Raw genomic sequence first — 20,098 nt, forward strand, 5'->3', positions numbered from 1 at the left:
ACTCAGTAACCTATGTTGCGTAAAATCTTAATTTTGGATAAGGATTTGGCCATGTGTCAGAAATTCAGTAGTTTCTTGAGAAGTAATGGATTTGTTGCAGCTAGCACCAGTTGCAACAAGGAAGCGTTACAGTTGATTAAGGCTTCCGATTTTGATTTAATTCTTTGTGATAGTGAGCTGAAAAATACTTACCCAGTTGATTTTTTATTGAAAATTAAAAAATTAAAACCTGGTATTCCCATTATTAGTATAAGCGATTCAAATAATGTTCAAACGGCTGTTGAATTGATGAAAAGTGGTGCCTTCTATTTTATGCTGAAACCTATTAATCCGGAAAGGTTATTAGATGTTGTTGAATCTGCATTAAAGGATAGGTACACAACAAATAAAGATCAAAATGCAGCTTCTAATGATTTAAGTAATCAGGTAAATAGCCAGTCGCGAGTAAATACTGAATGTGATAAATTAGCTACTCAGGGCTATCCTTATATAACCGGGGTCAGCGAGGTAAGTAAAAAATTGTATAAATCCATTGATTTGGTAGCGCCCACTAACTATACTGTTATTATTCATGGAGAAACTGGTACTGGTAAAGAATCTGTTGCAAGAATGATTCATGAAAAGAGTAAAAGGAAGGATGGGCCGTTTTTAGCGGTCGATTGTGGAAGTCTTTCAAAAGAACTGGCAGCCAGTGAATTGTTCGGACATGAGAAAGGAGCTTTTACCGGTGCTCTTCAAACGCGTGAAGGAGCCTTTGCCTTAGCGCATGGTGGAACCTTATTTTTGGATGAGATCGGTAACCTGTCTTACGGCGTACAACTCTTTTTGCTTAGGGCAATTCAGGAACGGGTTGTTCGTAAAGTAGGGAGTACACTGGAGAAGCCGGTGGATGTGAGATTGATTGTTGCTTCAAATGAGGATTTATCCAATGCTGTAGTTCAACGGAAATTTAGGGAGGATCTTTATCATCGATTGAATGAATTTTCTATCACAGTGCCAGCACTAAGAGATAGAAGAGTTGATTTACCCATGTTTGTTGAAAGTTTTGTAACACATGCCAGCCGACGTCTGGATAAAAATATTCTTCCCCCTGTAAAATCAGCCATGGAGATTTTGGAAACTTATAGCTGGCCGGGAAATATCAGAGAATTGCTTAATACCATAAAAAAAGCCTGTCTTTTTACACCGAATGGAATGGCTATAACAGAACAATATTTACCTGATGAGATAAAAATGTCTGATCAGTTTTTGCAGGCAATTGATTTTAACGCCGGTGTTAATACAGATAGCCGAAGTGAGGAATTGAAATTAATGGAGATGCCCCGCGGGTCAGATATGTACCCGAAGGAAGATAAAACGCTAAAAGACATAGCCTCCAGTGCTGAGCTTAATAAAATTATGCATACGTTGCGGAGTGTTAAATTTAACAAGAGCAAGGCCGCTGAAATATTAAATATAGATAGAAAGACGCTTTATAATAAATTGAAAAAGATTAATGTCTAAAAGGTTTTGATAGTATAAATATAATCTTGGTGTTAAACAACAGTAAGGCAAATTGGCATTAGTGATTTAAATATGGTAAAGCCAATTCAGGCAAGATGCTTGTGGTATTTAAATTTATAAATTAAATATCATGACAGTATCACCTGATGAAAACACCAGTGGCAATTGTGCTGATTTAAATACTAAATACAAGCTTTAAAAACGCTTTATTTAAGCTTAAACAAAGCGATGTGTCATATTTAAGTGATGCTGTCTATTTTTCGGAAACGAGGTTCAGAATCCATCTGTTTTGCTGAAAACAAAAATAGCATCGGATAATCAGATGAAATCCTTAATCTCTGACATTCCTATTAATGCAGATAATGAGCCTATTGAAGACAGTATTTTCATAAGGAATGTGCAATGAACTATTTTACCAACCCGTTGTTGTGTTTAAATTATCGAAGCTAAATATTAATTATGGTTAGAAAAAAGGAAAATCAGGATATAAAATCTTCTGCCAGGAAGGCCGATCATGCAGGTAAAGAAAAAGTCGTTAAAACAGCGACAGTAAAAAGCGCTAAAAGGCATAGCTATCCTTTTGGTATTATTGGTAATTGTTCTTATTTAGCCCATATTAAGACAAATACGAATGTGTGCTGGTTATGTATGCCCAGATTTGACAGCAGTTTTATTTTTGGAGGACTTGTGGATGTCGAAAAAGGAGGAGAGTTTTCGATTTTGCCTGAAGGTAAATACACAAGCACTCAATATTATAAAGAAAATACGAATATATTATGTACCGAGATAACCTGCGAGGAAGGGCGTTATAAAGTGACGGATTTTGCGCCACGTTTTAATTTGTATGATCGGTATTTTAAGCCTCTTATGCTGGTACGGAAAATAGAACCTCTTGAAGGTACACCGCAGGTAAAAATTATCTGCAAACCTGTAACCGAATATGGAAACAGGAAGTTAAAAGCAAATCCCGCTAGTAATCATATTGATTATTTTGGGGCCGAGGCTACCGTAAGATTGACAACTGACTTTTCCATCAACCACATTTTAGCAGAAACTTTTAGCGTTCTTAATGATACTAAATATCTGGTATTGACATATGGTAGTCCTCTGGAAGCACCGCTCGCCAGTACGGTAGAGGATTTTTTACACAAGACTCAATTATATTGGGGTGCATGGGTGAAAAAAACCAGCATTGGTAATATGTATCAGAAACAGGTTATACGCAGTGCATTGGTACTTAAAATTCATCAATATGAAGATACAGGTGCAATTATTGCGGCCAGTACAACTTCACTGCCCGAGGCCCCGGGTACAGGTAGAAATTGGGATTATCGTTTTTGCTGGTTAAGAGACGCGTATTATATTCTTTTGGCATTTAATAATATTGGTCACTTTGAAGAAATGGAACGGTATTTTAATTACATCGCCAATATATCTGTTAAAGAGAAGGGGCGTTTTCAACCACTTTATGGGATTGCAGGGGAAAAGAATTTAAAAGAACAGATATTGGGATTATCAGGTTATCTGGGCAATGTTCCGGTAAGGATAGGGAATGAAGCATCTACTCATATTCAGAATGATATTTATGGTCAGGTAATGCTTTCTTTATTGCCCCTTTATACTGATGAACGTTTTGTATTGCGTGAAAAATCAGACTCCTCCGCTTGGATTGGCTCCTTATTAAAAAAAATTGAAATGGTAATGGATGAGCCCGATGCCGGTCTATGGGAGTTTCGGAATTTTAGAAATTATCATTGTTATACTTATTTATTTCATTGGGCAGGATGTCAAGCTGCCGTAAAGATTGCCAGGCGCATTCAGGATAGGAAGCTAGAAAGCTGGGCTGAAAAATTAAAATCTAAAGCTGCTGCCAAAATTGAATCCTGCTATGATAAAAAAAGGAAGGTTTACTTGCAAGCCTCAGATTCCACTTATTTGGATGCTAGCACGCTTCAGTTGATAATGATGCACTATTTGGATCCTTCTTCTAAAAAAGCCCAGGACCACTTAAAAGCTGTGGAAAGTAAACTTGCAGCACCTGGGGGCCTTTTTTACAGATATTTGCATAAAGACGATTTTGGTTATCCAGATACGACTTTTCTGATTACTGCATTTTGGCATGTTGAAGCACTTACTGCAGTTGGCAGAGTTGATGAGGCGATTTCGAAGTTTGAAAAATTGCTTACCTATGGTAATCATCTTGGTCTTTTTAGTGAAGATGTGGATGCAGCCAATGGTAGCCAATGGGGTAATTTTCCCCAAGCGTATAGCCATGTTGGTTTAATGAATGCAGCTTATAGAATTGCGCAAAAAATTAACAACCCAAATTTCTTTTGACACTCGGGAATTAGTGTATTTATATGGAAACATATTTTATTCAATTAGTTCCGCTAAAAGATTCAACGCTTCTTCGGGAGTAGAGATGTAATAGGCTGCCCTGCTCATTCCTTGTCCAACTTTAATGGTGATGGCACCTTTTGGCATTGCCATAAAAGTATCCTCATCTGTTGTATCATCTCCCATGGCCAGATGGAACTCAGCTGGAAATCTGTCAAGCCATTTTTGTACACTTTTTCCCTTATTAATCAGGGCACTTTTGACTTCAATTACTTTATGACCTTCCAGGACTTGTAAGCCTTTATCCGCAACAAGGTATTTTAAATGTGCTGTTATTTCTTTAGCTCTTAACTCCCCCAAAGAAGATTCAACTTTTCTGTAATGCCATACCAGTGAAAAGTCCTTCTCTTCAATAAATGATCCAGGGGTACGTATTTCGAATTGTTCTAATACGGGACGGATGTCTTTTTTCCAGTAATTGCTTAGATCTTCGTTTTTCTCCCATTCGCCATTGTCTTCTCTATACCAGGCGCCATGTTCTGCAATTATATCAAGGTGAAGGCCCTGCATCCATTTTTCTAATTGATTTTTTTGTCTGCCGCTAATAATTACGAGATGGTTTTGTGGCATTTCAGTCAATTTTTTTAATATACTCAACAAATGCTCTGTAGGAATGGCTTTTTGTGGATCTTTTTGAAAAGGAACCAGCGTCCCGTCATAATCAAGGAAAAATATCCGTTTGTTTGCATTTTGATACATTTTCCGAAATATTATCATGATATCCTGATTGATCCGCCTAGTTGATAATTTTATCTGCTGTTGTTTAATTGAATTAAGATGCATTAGAAAATTGTTTACCCAAATATGTATATCGAATTTTTTTAGGGTTTGTTGCATAATTTTAATACGTTGTTCTTGCTCTGTATCCGGCATTCTTAGTGCCTCTGCGATGGCCTCCGCAAGCCCTTGTTCATCGTTGGGGTTAATGATAGTTGCCTCCGTCAGTTCTCTTGCAGCACCTGCCATTTCACTTAAAATTAATACGCCGGGACGTAAGGATTTACTGGCAATATATTCTTTACAGACTAAGTTCATTCCATCTCTTAGGGGAGTTACCAGTGCAATATCTGCTGCATTGTACAGAGCAGAAAGCATGTCGAATGACCAGGCTCTATAAAAGTACTGAATGGGTTGCCAACTAAGGCTGCTGTATTCTGCGTTAATGTGGGACACAAGCTTGTCTATTTCCTGCTTAAGACGGTCATATTCTAAAACTTTATCTCTTGAAGGAACTATAAGTTGATAATAAATTACTTTTTCCCGGTATTGAGGATAATTCCTTAAAAAACATTCATATCCCTTTAATCTTTGTACAATTCCTTTACTATAATCGAGCCTATCAATTGAAATTACAAGTTTTTTGCCTTCTAATTGCGCTATGATTTTTCGGCTATATTTCTGTGTATTGGTGGATTTTACGTGATTGAAATATTTGTCATAATCTATTCCCATAGGGAATGCTTCAGCAGTTATAAGCCTTTTTTCAAATTCTATTACATTCATGTTGGATTGGACATCAAGAATTCTTAATATGGCACTTATAAAGTGCCTGACATCGTCATATGTATGGAAACCAATTAAATCTGCTCCAAGCATCCCTGTCAGCAATTCATTTCTCCAAGGGATTAATCTGAATACTTCATAAGAGGGGAATGGGATATGTTGAAAATACCCAATACTCACGTCAGGAAGTTGCTGTCGGATAAGCTGGGGGACGAGCATTAGCTGATAGTCATGAATCCAGATGGTGTCGCCAGGTTTTGCGACTTTCATAACCGCCTCTGCAAATTTTTTATTTACGCTTTGATAGGCTTGCCAATTCTTTTCGCTATAACTGGCGTAAGAGGGAAAATAATGGCATAGCGGCCATAAGGTTCGATTAGAAAATCCTTCATAATAATCATTGATCTCTGCATGCGTGAGGAAAATGGGCTCAAGTCCTTGTTGTCTTAAGGTGAGTTTGATTTCGGCTTCGGTGGATTCAGATTTAATCTGTGCACCGGGCCATCCAATCCAAATCCCTCCTTTTTCACGATAAAAACTTCCTAAACCTGTAGCCAATCCACCTTCACTCGTTTTTATTTGCCATTGCTTTTTCTTGATTTCTATTTTGATTGGAAGCCTATTTGAAACAATTATAAGTTTACCCTGAGTCATAGATTCTGCCATTATTAACACTGCTTATTGTTGCAATCGCTGTACCATTTGTAGATATTTAATTTCTGATTTAATTATTATCAGAAGTTTTTTTATGTATGATTCATATTCACTGACTTTTTTTGATGTGCTGAATTGACAGGACCTGATTTTAAAATGGAGGCTTTTTCTAATAAGTGATGTCATGATTGCTCATTTCATCCAATTAATTTCCCGATTTCAGTCGTTAAATATTTCTCCAAAGTAATTACGGCATAGGTTATTATGTATTTTGTTGATAATCAATATGGTGTGTATTTTTTAATTGTTGTTGCCGGAAAGGTTCTATTGGAAAGGCTTTTGTTTTAGCCATTATACTAAAGGTATAGAAGTTTAAATCTTATTAATTATGAATAAGCAAGGCGAAAATGAAATAAATGGAGACAAAAGATCGAAAAATGAACAATTATTCAAATGCGGACAATTATTAGAGCGACAGATAATCAGATTATGGTGGCTTGAGACTGATTGCCAGGTATTTTTGCAGTTTTGTGAGGCAAAGATTGAAACAGGCCGGCTGGGTAGTTTGGTGCATCAATTGCTATTGGGTGCAGAGTACAATATTAGGAGATTAAGAAAAATGTGCGAGGTTTTAAGTATTGAACCTTTATATTTTCAATTTGATTTTAAGGAAGAAATTGTTCAATTGATGCAATTTTCAAAACTTGCGCTTCATGACTTCGTTATTGAGGAAATGGTTTCTCATTGGAATTTGACGCTGGCGTTACAATGTTTAATCCATTATAAGCTGGTGTATTATGAATCCATGGCCGGTTGGTGCAAATATTTGAAATTATTAGGTATTCAGGAGTTATTGGAAGATTCTTTAGATGAATACCTGCATCTTGATCTTATGCTGAAATTATTGACTGAAAGTTGGGAGTGATTCTGCAGTTTTCAAGTTTAACAATTAATACTTAACGCGGCATATACTTTGATGGAAATGGGTATCGGAGGCTTTAAAGAGTTGCAAGGATTGTTTTCAAAAAATTAATATATGGATAAATTAGAAGAATTAGCCATTAATACGGTCAGAGTATTGGCGGCGGATGCTGTGCAAAAAGCGAATTCGGGACATCCGGGTACTCCCATGGGTTTGGCGCCCATCGGACATGTTCTGTGGGGAAAGATTATGAATTATAATCCCAAAGACCCAATGTGGCCAGCCAGAGATAGGTTTGTGCTTTCTTGTGGTCATGCCTGCATGTTACAATATGCATATCTTTATTTGACTGGTTATGATATTCAATTGGATGATATCAAAAATTTTCGTCAATTACATAGTATAACCCCCGGGCATCCTGAATATGGTCTGACACCGGGAATAGAGGTGACCACAGGGCCTCTGGGTCAGGGATTTGCAAATGGTGTCGGGATGGGGATTGCACAAAAGATGTTATCCAGTAAGTTTAATAAGAAAGACTTACCAGTATTTGATTATAATATTTATTCAATTTGCAGCGATGGGGATATGATGGAAGGTATAAGTTCTGAAGCTGCTTCTATTGCTGGGCATTTAGGATTGGGCAATCTTGTCTACATCTATGATAATAATAAAATAACTATTGAAGGCAGCACAGCCCTGGCATTTGATGAGGATGTAGCAATGAGATTTAAAAGTTACGGCTGGCACGTGCAGCATGTTAAGGACGGTAACGACCTAAAAGCCATCGAAACAGCAATTCTTAATGGTAAACAGGAAAAAGAAAGGCCTTCATTAGTCATTGTCGATACAGTGATTGGTTATGGGAGTCCTGATAAGGCCGGGACGGCGTCCGCTCATGGAGCACCTCTTGGAGTAGAGGAAGTGCGTAAGGTTAAAGAGAATTTTGGGTTTAATCCGGATGTTAGTTTTGAAATTCCCAGTGATGTAATTGCATATTATCAACAGATTGGCAATCAAGGAGTTGAAAAGCAGGAAACCTGGACGAAAATGTGGGATAATTTCAGTCATCATTATCCAGAACTTGCGCAGACTTATAATGAGGCTGCCGCAGGGGAGTTACCTGGAGATTGGGATATAGATTTACCCAGCTTTGAACCGTCCGTTAAAGGCATGGCTACCAGGAAAGCTTCTGGCAAAGCATTAGCTGCTATTGCTACTTATTTACCCCTATTGGTTGGGGGAGCAGCTGATCTTTCGCCTTCTACGGATACTTTTATGGAGAATTTGGGTTCTTTTAGTAAAGAAAACCCTTTAGGTAGGAATTTGCACTTTGGCATCAGAGAGCATGCTATGGGAGCAATATTAAATGGAATTACACTGACCAAAGGTTTTATTGCTTTTGGCGCAACATTTCTTATTTTTTCTGATTATATGCGGCCCCCCATGCGACTGGCGGCTATAATGGGTATCCGACCGATTTATGTTTTTACTCATGATAGCATTGGTTTAGGGGAAGATGGAACTACGCATCAACCTGTTGAACAATTGATCGGGTTGAGATCTGTGCCGAATTTAACGGTTATAAGGCCAGCGGATGCCAATGAGACTGCGTATGCCTGGAAGACTGCCATAACCCATCATGATGGACCGGTTGCACTCATCTTAACCAGACAGGATATACCCATATTAGATCAGCAGCATTATGCGGCTGCATGTCATCTGAAAAGAGGGGCCTATATTTTGTCCGATTCGTTTATTAAAGGTCAGGATCCTGAAATTATTCTTATGGGCTCGGGTAGCGAAGTACATCTTTTAATTGAAGCGCAGGCAGAATTATTCAAGGTGGCTATCAGAGCCCGTGTTGTTAGTTTTCCAAGTTGGGAACTATTTGACAAGCAGGATCAGGCATATAAAGAACAGGTATTTCCCATTCGCCTTCGTAAAAGAATTGCAGTAGAGGCTGGATCATCTATGGGATGGCGTAAATATACTGGGGACGAGGGGGTTGTCATCGGACTAGATCATTTTGGAGAATCAGCTCCTGGAAAAGAGCTTATGCATGAATTTGGGTTTACAGCAGAAAATGTAGTTCAGGCGGCCAAATCCTTATTAGGACGAGTTTAAAAGTATTTATATTCTTTTCGTTAGTATTTAGTCCAATCAAAACTGGATAGTTTAAAATGTTGCTTAAATTAAGCTGAAAATCATATAAAATAAGACAAAAATTCTTCAGTGAAATGTTATTGATTCGCATTTTCGGGACAATTGAATTATATTTGTTTATGTTCTGGGACCTAATGCGAAAAACATGAAAAAAATTTTAATAATTGACGATGATCCTTCTATCTGTAAGATTCTGGGTAAATTCTTACAGAAAAGTGGCTATGAGGTTGTTACGGCACTTTCAGGTAAACAGGCTCTTCTGTTACTGAAAAAGCAATCTTTCCATTTAGTAGTTTGTGATTATAATCTTGGCGATATTAATGGTTTAGAGGTCTTGTCTAAAATTAACTCCCTGTATCCACAGACCATCGTTATTTTCATCAGTGGATATGGAAACATACAGACTGCGGTCGATTTGGTAAAGGAAGGCGCATTTCATTTTTTGACAAAGCCACTATATCCGGACATTATTCTGAAAACGATTGAAGAGGCTCTCAGCCAGAAAAAACCTGAAAAGGAGAAAAGTCAGTCTAAGCCTAAGCAACAAGTTAATCAGGATAAATATGTAAAAGGGAACAGTGCATCGGCTAAAAAACTTTTTAAACATGTCGCACTGGTCGCTCCAACAGATTATAGCGTTATTATTCATGGGGAAACAGGGACCGGGAAAGAAGCGCTTGCCCGGTTAATTCATGAACAGAGTAAAAGACGAAGTCAGAACTTTGTTGCAATTGATTGTGGCAGCCTTTCAAAGGAGTTGGCTGCAAGTGAACTTTTTGGACATATGAAAGGCGCCTTTACAGGTGCGCTTCAGGATAAAAAAGGCGCTTTTGAAATTGCTGACGGAGGTACAATTTTTCTTGATGAAATTGGAAATTTGAGTTATGAGGTTCAAATGTATTTATTGAGGACTTTGCAGGAGAAATCCGTCAGATGTATTGGTGAGGTTAAAGAGAAAGTGGTAGATGTACGGGTAATTGCAGCTTCTAACGAGGATTTGTATGAAAAGGTTCGTCAAAAATCCTTTAGAGAAGATTTGTATCATAGGCTAAATGAATTTAAGTTAGAGGTTCCAAGTTTATGTGAAAGAATAGATGACCTTCCGTTACTGGTGAATTCATTTATCAGTCAGGCGGAAGTTCAATTAGATAAAAAAATCAAGGGTCTGAGTGTTCAGGTGAAGGAGTTGTTTTATCATTATAGTTGGCCGGGAAATATAAGAGAATTACAAAATGTAATCAAGCGAGCCTGTTTGCTAACGGAAGATGGAGCTCAAATTGAAGCGGATAGCCTGCCTTTAGAAATTACTGATTTCTCGGAAATGAATAAATCCCAACAGCCGGTTGAATTGAAAAATGTTATTCTGGAAGCTCAGAAAAATGAAATTATCCGGGTATTGGAAAAAGTAAATTATAATAAAACAAAGGCTGCTTCCCTTTTAAAAATTGACCGGAAAACACTCTATAATAAGTTGAAAGAAATCAATCTTTGATTTTAAGTAGGCAAAGCGTTTATTTTTTGTTAAGGCAATGAAATTGGGTTCAGATAATTCTTTACTGCTTATTTTGATAGAAGCTGACCCTTTCTATATGTAAGCTATATTCAAATCATGTTTAATTTAAAGCATTTTGGCACCGTTTGATCCACAAAATCCCCCAGAAAAACAACTATCCGCCAATAAGTTTCTTGTCATTGGAATAGGTGCATCTGCTGGTGGGCTCGATGCTTTCAAAAAGATTGTATCCTCCATTGACCCTGAAAGTGGGATGGCATTTATCTTAGTGCAGCATTTACAACCCGAGCATGAAAGTATTTTGCCTGACATTCTTGAGAAATTCAGCAAAATACCTGTCGTGGCCATAAAGGATAATATGAAAGTGGAGCCTGATCATATATATATTATCCCTAGTGATAAATTATTGATTGCCACTGATGGAGTGCTTAAGCTTGGTAAAAGACCAACGTATACGCGTCAAAATAGAGCAATTGATGTCTTTTTTACTTCTCTGGCGGAAGTGCATAGGGGAGAGGCAATAGGTGTGCTCCTGTCAGGAAAAGATGAAGACGGCACTCAGGGGTTGCATGCGATTAAAGCGCAGGGAGGACTAACTATTGCGCAGGATTTGGAATCCGCACAGTTCCCTAGAATGCCTGAAAGTGCCATTCAGGCGGAAGTTGTAGATCTTGTTTTGCCGCCTGAAGATATTTTTAGGCAGTTATTGCTGATAAAACGTGCTTTGGAAGATACGGGAGGCAAGCAGAAACTTGATAATATTTTGGAAGAGAATCTGTTTGAACAAATTTACGGATTGTTATTGTTACGGAGGGATGTTGATTTTACATTCTATAAACAAACAACAGTCCGGCGTAGAATTGTTCGCAGGATGGGACATTTAAAACTGGAAACCATCAATCAATATCTTCATTATTTAAAGGAAAATAAAGAAGAACAGGATGTGTTATTTCAGGATATGCTGATTCCTGTTACAGAATTTTTCAGAGATCCTAATACCTTCGACTTTTTAAGAGAATCCATTTATCCTTTTTTGCTGGAACATAAAGCCTCCGTGGATCCGCTCCGGATCTGGATTGTTGGCTGTTCTACCGGACAGGAGGTATATTCAATGGCCATTTCTTTGTTTGAGTTTCTGGGAGAAGATATACAACAGTATAAAGTACAGATTTTTGCTACTGATATTTCTGAAAAAGCCATTACCAAAGCAAAGAGCGGTCAGTATAATAAAAAAGAATTAAAAGGGATTTCTTCCCAAAGGCAATCTCAGTTTTTTACAGAATCTGACGGAAAATTTTTAATAGATAAAAGAATACGCAACTTGTGTATTTTTGCCGTCCACAACTTTTTGAAAGATCCTCCGTTTGCCAGAATGGATATAATCAGCTGCAGGAATGTGTTAATTTATATGAATAATTTTCTGCAACAAAAAGCCTTTACAATATTTCATTATGCATTGTCAGAAAAGGGCTTTTTAATTCTAGGCCGATCTGAAACTACCTTAAATGCCTCTGATTTATTTTTTGTTTATGACAAGAAAAATAAGATTTATTCCAAGAAGCGTAAGCCGGAGAATCCGCCTAAGCTTTCAGGGAAAACACATACCCCTTTATTAAAACATAGAACTCCGGCAAAAACGCACCTGGGAAAAAATGAAGATTTTCAGCGCAATGCAGACAGTGTTCTTTTGTCCAAGTATACACCTCCGGCATTAATCGTTAATGATCATTTCGATATCGTTCAATTTCGTGGAGCTACTTCCAGGTTTTTGCAGCCATCGCCGGGAAAAGCCAGTTTAAATGTCCTGAAAATGATTTTGGAAGGATTGGCTTTTGAATTGCGCAGTGCTTTACACAAAGTGAAAAAGTCCCATGAGCCTTTTGAAAAACCTGATATTCCATTAGGAGGAGGTCGGTTAGTAACTCTGGAAGTTATTCCTTTGCTCAATACAATAGAACCGTATTTTTTAATTCTTTTCATGGAAAGAAAGCAGTCATTAATCATAGATGACGGCAAAGCGAATCTTGACAATAAAAGTAAAAGGATTCTGCAGCTTGAAAAGGAACTGTCGCGTCTGCGGGAGGATATACATGCAATAAGTGAAGATCAGGAAGCATTAACCGAAGAGTTGCAGAGTGCTAATGAAGAATTACTAAGTGACAGTGAGGAGCTTCAGAGCTTGAACGAGGAGTTGGAAACTAGCGCAGAAGAGTTGCAAAGTGCCAATGAGGAATTGCTCACTGTCAATCATGAACTTTCTGAGCGAAATGAACAGCTAAATGAATATCGTCAGTTGACTGAATCAATTATTGATACATTGCATGAGAGTTTTTTGATTTTGAATGATAATTTTCAGGTGAAATCTGTGAACGCTGCGTTTTTGAAGCATTTTCATTGTCTTCAAAATGAAGTGCTGGGTAAATCCATATTTGATATTCAGGGAAAAGGGTGGAATATCCCAGGGCTGAAGGAGTCATTAATGAAAGTGTCGCAAAAAGAGGTTAGCTCAATTGATCTGGAAGTTAGTTTCGTTTTCCCGGTACTAGGTCCTAGGGATATTTGTTTTAATATACAACCTATTGAACAGGCCGCTGAGCCCTTATTTTTAGTGGCCATCGATGATTTAACGGATCGGAAACTGAATGAGCGGAATTTGATTTTAGCAAGAGAAAGACAGACTTATTATGATTTTTTCATGCAGACACCGGCTGCCATTTGCATTTTAAAAGGCAGGACATTTACTTTTGAATTTGCTAACCCTGCTTTTATACAATTGATTGGAGGCCGTGATCCTTATGGCATGGCCTTAAAAGATGCGCTGAGTGAGCTGGAGGACAAATATTTACAGATTTTTGAAACTGTTTATAATACAAAGACCCCGTATGTGGGCAAAGAAATCCCCGTAATTCTCAAAAATGACCAAGGTAAATTAGAACGGAAATGCCTGAATATTACCTGCCAGATTTTTGGCGATATTGATGGACAGCCTGAGGGCGTTATGGTATTTGCCTATGATATTACGGATCTGGTAAGGGCGCAGATGCAAATTCGCGAAAATGAGTCAAATTTATTAAGGATTTTGGAGGCTTTGCCGGTAATGACCTGGACTAATTTAAATGATGGAACAATTACTTTTTACAACAGAAAGTGGTACCGTTATACTGGCGTAAATTTTGATGAACAAAAATGGAGCGGATGGAAGTCAATTATTCATCCTGAGGACTATAAAGATACACTGCGTGCTTTTAAGAAGGCCCTTGAAAATGGAGCGCCTTTTGAAGTGGAGAACCGTTATAAGGGTACAGACGGTCAGTATAGATGGCACCTTAACAGGGCTATCCCGATTTTTTTAGATGATCAGATTCATATGTGGGTGGGAACGGCAACAGATATTAATGAACAAAAAATAAGTGAACAAAAGAAAGATGAATTCTTAAGTATTGCCAGTCATGAGATGAAAACCCCTCTGACAACCGCAATAGCTTATATTCAGCTAATTGAGCAAAATCTGAGTGAAGCCTCAGGTCCAAACAGGATTTATGCAACAAAAGCGCTAATGTCCATGAATCGCTTAACGGATTTAATAGCGGAATTATTGGATGTCAGTAAGATACAACATGGAAAGTTACCTTATCGGATTAAAGATATAGATTTTAATGATCTTGTTGAAAGTGCAATAGAAAGCATTCATTATGTTGCACCGGATTATCATATTATTAAAGAAGGTCGTCTTACCCAACATCTTAATGGAGATAAGGACAGACTGACCCAGGTGATGATAAACCTTCTTTCCAATGCGGTTAAATATTCTCCGCATCAAAAGGAAATTAAGGTTGTCATTAAGCAGGAAAGTGAACGTGTAATTGTAAGTGTTACGGATCAGGGGATTGGCATTTGTAAAGATCATTTAAAAAAGATATTTGACCGGTATTACAGAGTAAATCAACAGGACGCTATTCAGTTTCAGGGGCTGGGGATTGGATTATATATAACCAGTGAAATTATTAAACGCCACGGTGGCAAGCTTTGGGTGGAGAGTATTTATGGTCAGGGAAGTACATTTTACTTTTCATTACCGTTAAAAGGTGCGTCAAAAGGAGTATTAAAGTAAAACCAGTTACTATGGAACAGTGCATTTTAATATACGAGGACGATCGGGATTTACTTGAGCTTTGCAAAATTATACTTACCGGGCCCGGAAGAACTATTAAGACATTTAACAGGTGTGAAAATATAATCAGCGACGTTGAACGCTTTCATCCTGATTTAATATTAATGGATCTTTGGATTCCTGAAATAGGCGGAAAAAAGGCCATTGAACTTGTAAAAGAAGATAAGAGTAATGACCATATCGCTGTTATCCTCTTCTCTGCTAATGCTGAAATAGAGCAAATCAGCGATGATATAGGAGCAAATGATTTTTTAAAAAAACCATTTGATCTAATGAATTTCAAGAAAACGGTTGAGAAACACTTGTGTAATTAATCCTTTATTTTTTAATACTTATGCTGGATTTACAAAGGACGGATCAATCAGACAATGAATTGAAGGTTGTTAAGGCAATGCAATATGTTCTTGATATTCTGCAATTGATCTGGCCGGATAGAATAGCCTTGTTTTTAATCAGACAGGTGGATTTAATGGAAAAGCCTGGTGGGATTAAGCCTGAGTTTAAAGTGATTGGTTCGCCTTCAATGCAATTGAATACAATTGATTATAAGGTTTTATATGAATTTTGCTCGGAGTTGACTCAACCGTTTTTTTATGCTGATAATACCGACGCTGCTTTTCTCCCTGGATTAATGGCTATTTTACCTTTGGGTCTTAATGCTGGAAGCGGAAAAACTGATTTGAATCTCAATGAGCATATATTCAAACAGAAAGATGAAGGTGATTTTTTGAATTTCTTTTGCCTGATGGCAAAGGATGGAGATTCTTTGAAATTGACTGAAAATGAATCTGATATAATTTTTAATTTTCTGAATTTGATTGGCTGCTTCCAAAAACTGGACGATTATACCTTTAAACTTAAGGCGTTTCGACACGATCTGCGAACACCTCTGACGTCGGTATCCATGATAAGCGGTCTATTACAACAAGAACCTGAAAACTCCGAATTTTACGAGCTTGGCAAAATGCTGAAATCTGCTACAGGTAAAATTGAAGGGCTTATAAATGATTTCAAAGCAGATATTGAAAGTTAGTATCGGAATTTGTTTATCAATAAGTTATAATGGAATTTTAAAGTACTGACAGTGTTATTTTTTCTATCAATAGCATACAGATTCTTGCCAGGCATTCATTTCTGATGTTTTCAGGCGAGCCAGAGAATATATATTTATGTGTAAGTTTGTCATCTTTTTCATAGATCGTTACATACATGGTTCCTACCGGTTTATCTACTGTTTCGCTGCCTCCAGGTTTCAGAAGCCCAGTAATTCCAATATAATAATCTGAATTTATCAGATTTGACAATCCCTTTGCAATGCCTTCGGTGACCGGAATGGATTCTGCTGTATATACATCTATGACTGCCTGGTCAACTCCCAAGAGACTGGTCTTAATTGCAGCATCATAACATACAATACCGCCACTAAGGACTTCTGAATGTTTACAACAGGAAAAGCAGGCCATCAAAAAACCTGCTGTAGCACTTTCTGCAAATGCCACCTTTTTATGATTTTGGGCCAGGAGTTTTGCACAATCTTCTGCAAGTTGCTGATATTTATCCGGTTGCTGGTTCATGTATTTTGTGATAGTTGAAGATGATTTCGCCAATTTACGATTGCAAATAAGTGGATTACTTTGATTTTTTCGGGGCACTTTTTTTAGGTGTTTTTCTTTGAGTGCCTTTTTTATTGACTCCTAATTCCAGACTTTTTTGGAGTTGTTGAATTAAATCGGTAGTTGGCCTTTCAATTTTTTTGGAAGGAGCCGGAAGCCTTTTCCCGGTTGCTTTTGCTTTAATTAATTTTAAAAGCTGTTCTGTATAAGTGTCTTTGAATTGATTTATATTGAAATTCCCTGCTAAGGTTTTAATAAGGCCGGCGGCCATGTCTAGTTCCTTTTTGTTTGCAGACGAATTTTTAATGGTAAATTCTGAAGGGTCTTTGATTTCGTGAATAAACCGGAGTGTATGTAAAATCAATACATTATGTGCAGACCTTATAACTACAGGTCTTTCTTTGTTACGTAGGACAAATGTTCCAACACCGGCCATGGATGTTTTTCTTAATGCCGATTCCAGCAAGTTAAATGCCCTTTCACCTCCTTTGGATGGTGCAATATAATAAGCCCGGTCGAATAAGATGACATCAATCTGTGCTGTTTGGGTAAATAGCTCAAGGTGTATTAATTTAGTTTTCTCGGGGCTGGCTTTTTCAAAATCCTGATCAGTTAATACCACATATTTCCCGTCAATTTCATATCCTTTTACAATGTTTTCCCAAAGGACCTCTTTGCCTGTATTTTCATTGATACGTTTAAATTTTATATGCCCGAGGTCTTTTTTGTCAAGCATATCCAGGTCTAACCCTTTTTCGTCAATTGCTGAAAAAAGTTTTACCGGAATATTTACCAGACCAAATTCGATGGCTCCTGTCCAGATTGCACGCATAGGATAAGATTTTGGTAATTAAATTGGATATTAAAATTACAATCAGGTATTTTTTGAACTGCATAAATCGTTCCATTGTGGAGTCTATTAAAGTTGCAGCTGGTTAATCAGCATGGTAATATAGATTGGTATGAATTTAGATACATTTTATTTATTCCTTTTGTTTTCAATTAAATAGATGTTATGACCAATATGGACATATTGGGGCAGCATGATAATCTGTCTGTTGCTCAGATGGCTTTAAGAAGTGCGCTTGTTTTTTGCATTGGTTATATTCTTTTACGCATAGGCGGCTGGAAAATTTTTGGAAAGAAATCTGCGCTTGATTATGTAATAATCATTGTTATGGGATCCATTTTAGCTAAAATAATAATTGGGGATACGGCCTTCTTCCCAGGGACTATGGCATGTCTCGTGATGGTATTGTTAAGCAGATGTATTTCAGGGTTATGTGCACGTTATAAAGGCTTCAGTCATTTAATTGAAGGAAGACCGCTGATATTATATGGGGAAGGTCGCGTTTTTTGGGAGAATATGATAGCCGCCAGCGTTAGTTATGAACATTTGATGCAAAGTCTGCGACTAGAAATGAATACAGAAGATTTGCAGGATATAGAAGTAGCCCAGCTGGAAAGCAGTGGACGGATAAGTTTTATAGTAAAATCCGACCGGTAACTGTCATTATGAAGCCGATTGTTTTAGAATTAATTAAAAATTAAAATCATGGAAGAGGGTAATATAACCACACAGCCTCCAAGGAAAAATAACTCAGATATTCATAGTGTCGCTAAAAAAATGAAAGGGCCAGATAAAAGGAGGAAAAAGCCCAGTCAATTAGGCCGGATATTTGATCGGTTCTCCGGTAAAGTCACCGTTATTACCGGTTCGCCCTGGGCATTTATTGTTGCCTTTCTGGTTATTATTGTCTGGGCGGTTAGCGGTCCTATTTTTCATTATTCAGATACCTGGCAACTGGTGATTAATACAGGCACGACCATCGTGACATTTTTGATGGTGTTTGTGATTCAGCAATCTCAGAATAAGGATACGATGGCATTGCAAATGAAGTTGAATGAATTAATTGCATCTAATAAAAAGGCCAGTAATCGTCTGATAGATGTAGAAGATCTTACAGAGGATGAACTGGTCATGATCAAGGATTATTATATTAAACTCTCTTCGATATCCAAGAAGGAAAAAGAGTTACAACGTTCCCATTCCATTGAAGAGCTGGAGACCTCTGAAATCGAACAGACAATTGAAGAGAATGAACCCCGGGAAGATAAACAAAAGAAGCTGAACCCTGGAAAAAACGCCAACAATAGTACGGATGGAAATTAAAGTATCTGTTACGTCCTGTTTATAGAATGGCTGGAATTATGCCGCAATTTGAAGCTTCTTTTATTGATGAGGGGGCTGCTCTTCCGGGAAATATTTTTTCCTAGGTCGAATGATGAGCCTTAAAGTAGGGTCGTTTGTCAAAAAGGACCAACTCCAGGAAAAGAATAACTTTACTTTGTTTCTAAAGCCTGCAATAGGAATCAGGTGTATAAATAGCCAGACAAGCCAGGCGAAAAAACCCTTGAAAAAACCTTTGGGAAGGTCTACAACAGCTTTATATTTAGCAATAATGGCCATGGATCCTTTATTAACGTATCTGAATGGTTCCAGAGGCTGATTTTTAGAAAGGTGCCTTAGATTTTGAGCTAATAAATTACCCTGCTGAATGGCAACCTGTGCTAATTGAGGATGTCCTTTTTCGTAATCGGGATCTCCTTGCATCAGGCATTGATCGCCCAAACAATAAACGTCTTCCAATCCAAGTACATTGTTATATTCATTGACATAGATTCTCCCGTTTTTGGCAATGCTGGATGCTGGTATGCCAGGAACATCTATAGCTCTGACACCACTGGCCCATATTAAAGTGTGTGATTCTATCACTTCATTATCAGAAAAGTACACTTTGTTATTCTCATAATTCTTGACAGCAACGTTTAACTTGATTTGGATGCCGAGTTTGCTTAAGACCTCAAAGGCTTCTTTTCCGGCCTTTTCGCTCATTGCGCGCAGAAGAACACTGTCCATATCTACCAGGTAAATCTTAATATGCTTGCATATTTTTTCAGAATAGTCTTTAGGGATTATTTCACGTTGCATTTCCGCCAGCATACCTGCAATTTCTACACCGGTGGGGCCGCCGCCCGCAATTACAATTTGAGTATAGGGTTGGATGTCCGCTTCAGGTAATCTGGACGCTTCTTCCAGCATCAGAAGTAGATGGTTTCTAAGATTAATTGCGTCATGAATGGATTTCATGGGCATGGCTTCTCTTGCGAGCGTTTCATTTCCAAAATAATTGGTGTCACAACCCATTGCCAGTACGACTTTGTCGTAATCTATCCGCTCGTGCGTAGTAACAATATAATGTTCCTGAGTATTTATATTTAAAACAGTTCCCATATGAAAGATGAAGTTCTTTTTGTTTTGGAACATTCTGCGAAAGGGGTAACTAATATTATAGGATTCAATAAATGCGGTGGAAACCTGGTAAAGTAATGGAGGAAAGAAATTGTAGTTATTTTTATCGACTAAGTGTACTTCGACATTGTCTTGTTTGACCAGGGCTTTGGCTAAATGTATGCCGGCAAAACCACCTCCGAGAATAACTACTTTCATGGCATTAAAATTTTTTGACTTTAAATCTCTTTTTAAGGGATTTTAAATAAAATTATTTCATCAAGCAAATTACCGATAATTTCTGAATATTATGGCGGATAATGTACTAAACATATTGAAAATGTGTTCAAAGCGAACTAAAGTG

At 37.6% G+C, this 20,098-nt stretch carries 14 protein-coding genes; 10 read left to right on the forward strand and 4 right to left on the reverse strand.

Annotation, left to right across the window (positions count from 1 at the left end; all coding sequences use genetic code 11):
• Positions 1-12 precede the first annotated feature (12 nt).
• Both BLU80_RS09550 and BLU80_RS09555 read left to right on the forward strand, forming a co-directional pair.
• On the forward strand, positions 13-1,503 hold the full coding sequence (locus BLU80_RS09550) for a sigma-54-dependent transcriptional regulator (protein ID WP_091397228.1): 1,491 nt from the start codon (positions 13-15) through the stop codon (positions 1,501-1,503).
• Positions 1,504-2,091: 588 nt separating this feature from the next.
• Positions 2,092-3,840 carry a glycoside hydrolase family 15 protein gene (locus BLU80_RS09555; RefSeq protein WP_262482926.1) on the forward strand — a complete coding sequence of 583 codons (1,749 nt, stop codon included), beginning with the start codon at positions 2,092-2,094 and terminating at the stop codon, positions 3,838-3,840.
• A gap of 36 nt (positions 3,841-3,876) precedes the next feature.
• Here BLU80_RS09555 and BLU80_RS09560 read toward each other — a convergent pair whose 3' ends face one another.
• A complete protein-coding gene (locus tag BLU80_RS09560; protein ID WP_244518851.1) occupies positions 3,877-6,069 on the reverse strand; it encodes a bifunctional alpha,alpha-trehalose-phosphate synthase (UDP-forming)/trehalose-phosphatase in 2,193 nt (730 codons plus the stop codon).
• Positions 6,070-6,445: 376 nt separating this feature from the next.
• Here BLU80_RS09560 and BLU80_RS09565 point away from each other — a divergent pair, with 376 nt between their 5' ends.
• The 6 genes from BLU80_RS09565 to BLU80_RS09590 all read left to right on the forward strand — a co-directional run bounded on the left by BLU80_RS09565 (position 6,446) and on the right by BLU80_RS09590 (position 15,862).
• Entirely contained in the window at positions 6,446-6,982 is a 537-nt protein-coding gene (locus BLU80_RS09565; protein ID WP_091397234.1) for a DUF892 family protein, read from the forward strand.
• 111 nt (positions 6,983-7,093) lie between these two features.
• Positions 7,094-9,106 carry a transketolase gene (tkt, locus tag BLU80_RS09570; protein ID WP_091397237.1) on the forward strand — a complete coding sequence of 671 codons (2,013 nt, stop codon included), beginning with the start codon at positions 7,094-7,096 and terminating at the stop codon, positions 9,104-9,106.
• A 184-nt stretch (positions 9,107-9,290) separates the two neighbouring features.
• On the forward strand, positions 9,291-10,637 hold the full coding sequence (locus tag BLU80_RS09575) for a sigma-54-dependent transcriptional regulator (RefSeq protein WP_091397241.1): 1,347 nt from the start codon (positions 9,291-9,293) through the stop codon (positions 10,635-10,637).
• Positions 10,638-10,773: 136 nt separating this feature from the next.
• Positions 10,774-14,769: a chemotaxis protein CheB gene (locus tag BLU80_RS09580; protein WP_091397244.1), complete on the forward strand. Its 3,996-nt coding sequence runs from the start codon at positions 10,774-10,776 to the stop codon at positions 14,767-14,769.
• An 11-nt stretch (positions 14,770-14,780) separates the two neighbouring features.
• The gene (locus BLU80_RS09585) at positions 14,781-15,143 is read left to right on the forward strand and encodes a response regulator (RefSeq protein WP_091397246.1); all 363 of its coding nucleotides are present in this window, start codon (positions 14,781-14,783) and stop codon (positions 15,141-15,143) included.
• A gap of 20 nt (positions 15,144-15,163) precedes the next feature.
• Positions 15,164-15,862 carry a histidine kinase dimerization/phospho-acceptor domain-containing protein gene (locus BLU80_RS09590; RefSeq protein ID WP_091397248.1) on the forward strand — a complete coding sequence of 233 codons (699 nt, stop codon included), beginning with the start codon at positions 15,164-15,166 and terminating at the stop codon, positions 15,860-15,862.
• A gap of 37 nt (positions 15,863-15,899) precedes the next feature.
• On the opposite strand, the gene BLU80_RS09595 is transcribed toward BLU80_RS09590, so the two are convergent.
• On the reverse strand, positions 15,900-16,403 hold the full coding sequence (locus BLU80_RS09595) for a CinA family protein (RefSeq protein ID WP_091397251.1): 504 nt from the start codon (positions 16,401-16,403) through the stop codon (positions 15,900-15,902).
• Positions 16,404-16,458: 55 nt separating this feature from the next.
• Positions 16,459-17,274, reverse strand: a complete 816-nt coding sequence (gene ku / locus BLU80_RS09600; protein WP_091397254.1) for a non-homologous end joining protein Ku — start codon at positions 17,272-17,274, stop codon at positions 16,459-16,461.
• Between the two features lie 183 nt (positions 17,275-17,457).
• On the opposite strand from ku, the gene BLU80_RS09605 reads away from it, so the two are divergent.
• Positions 17,458-17,949 (forward strand): DUF421 domain-containing protein, encoded by a 492-nt coding sequence (locus BLU80_RS09605; protein ID WP_091397256.1) that lies wholly within the window; start codon positions 17,458-17,460, stop codon positions 17,947-17,949.
• A gap of 48 nt (positions 17,950-17,997) precedes the next feature.
• On the forward strand, positions 17,998-18,615 hold the full coding sequence (locus BLU80_RS09610) for a low affinity iron permease family protein (protein WP_244518853.1): 618 nt from the start codon (positions 17,998-18,000) through the stop codon (positions 18,613-18,615).
• A gap of 60 nt (positions 18,616-18,675) precedes the next feature.
• Here BLU80_RS09610 and BLU80_RS09615 read toward each other — a convergent pair whose 3' ends face one another.
• The gene (locus BLU80_RS09615) at positions 18,676-19,953 is read right to left on the reverse strand and encodes an NAD(P)/FAD-dependent oxidoreductase (RefSeq protein WP_091397260.1); all 1,278 of its coding nucleotides are present in this window, start codon (positions 19,951-19,953) and stop codon (positions 18,676-18,678) included.
• Between the last annotated feature and the right edge of the window lie 145 nt (positions 19,954-20,098).

The organism is Arachidicoccus rhizosphaerae (assembly GCF_900107765.1).
In the GTDB taxonomy this organism is placed as follows: domain Bacteria; phylum Bacteroidota; class Bacteroidia; order Chitinophagales; family Chitinophagaceae; genus Arachidicoccus; species Arachidicoccus rhizosphaerae.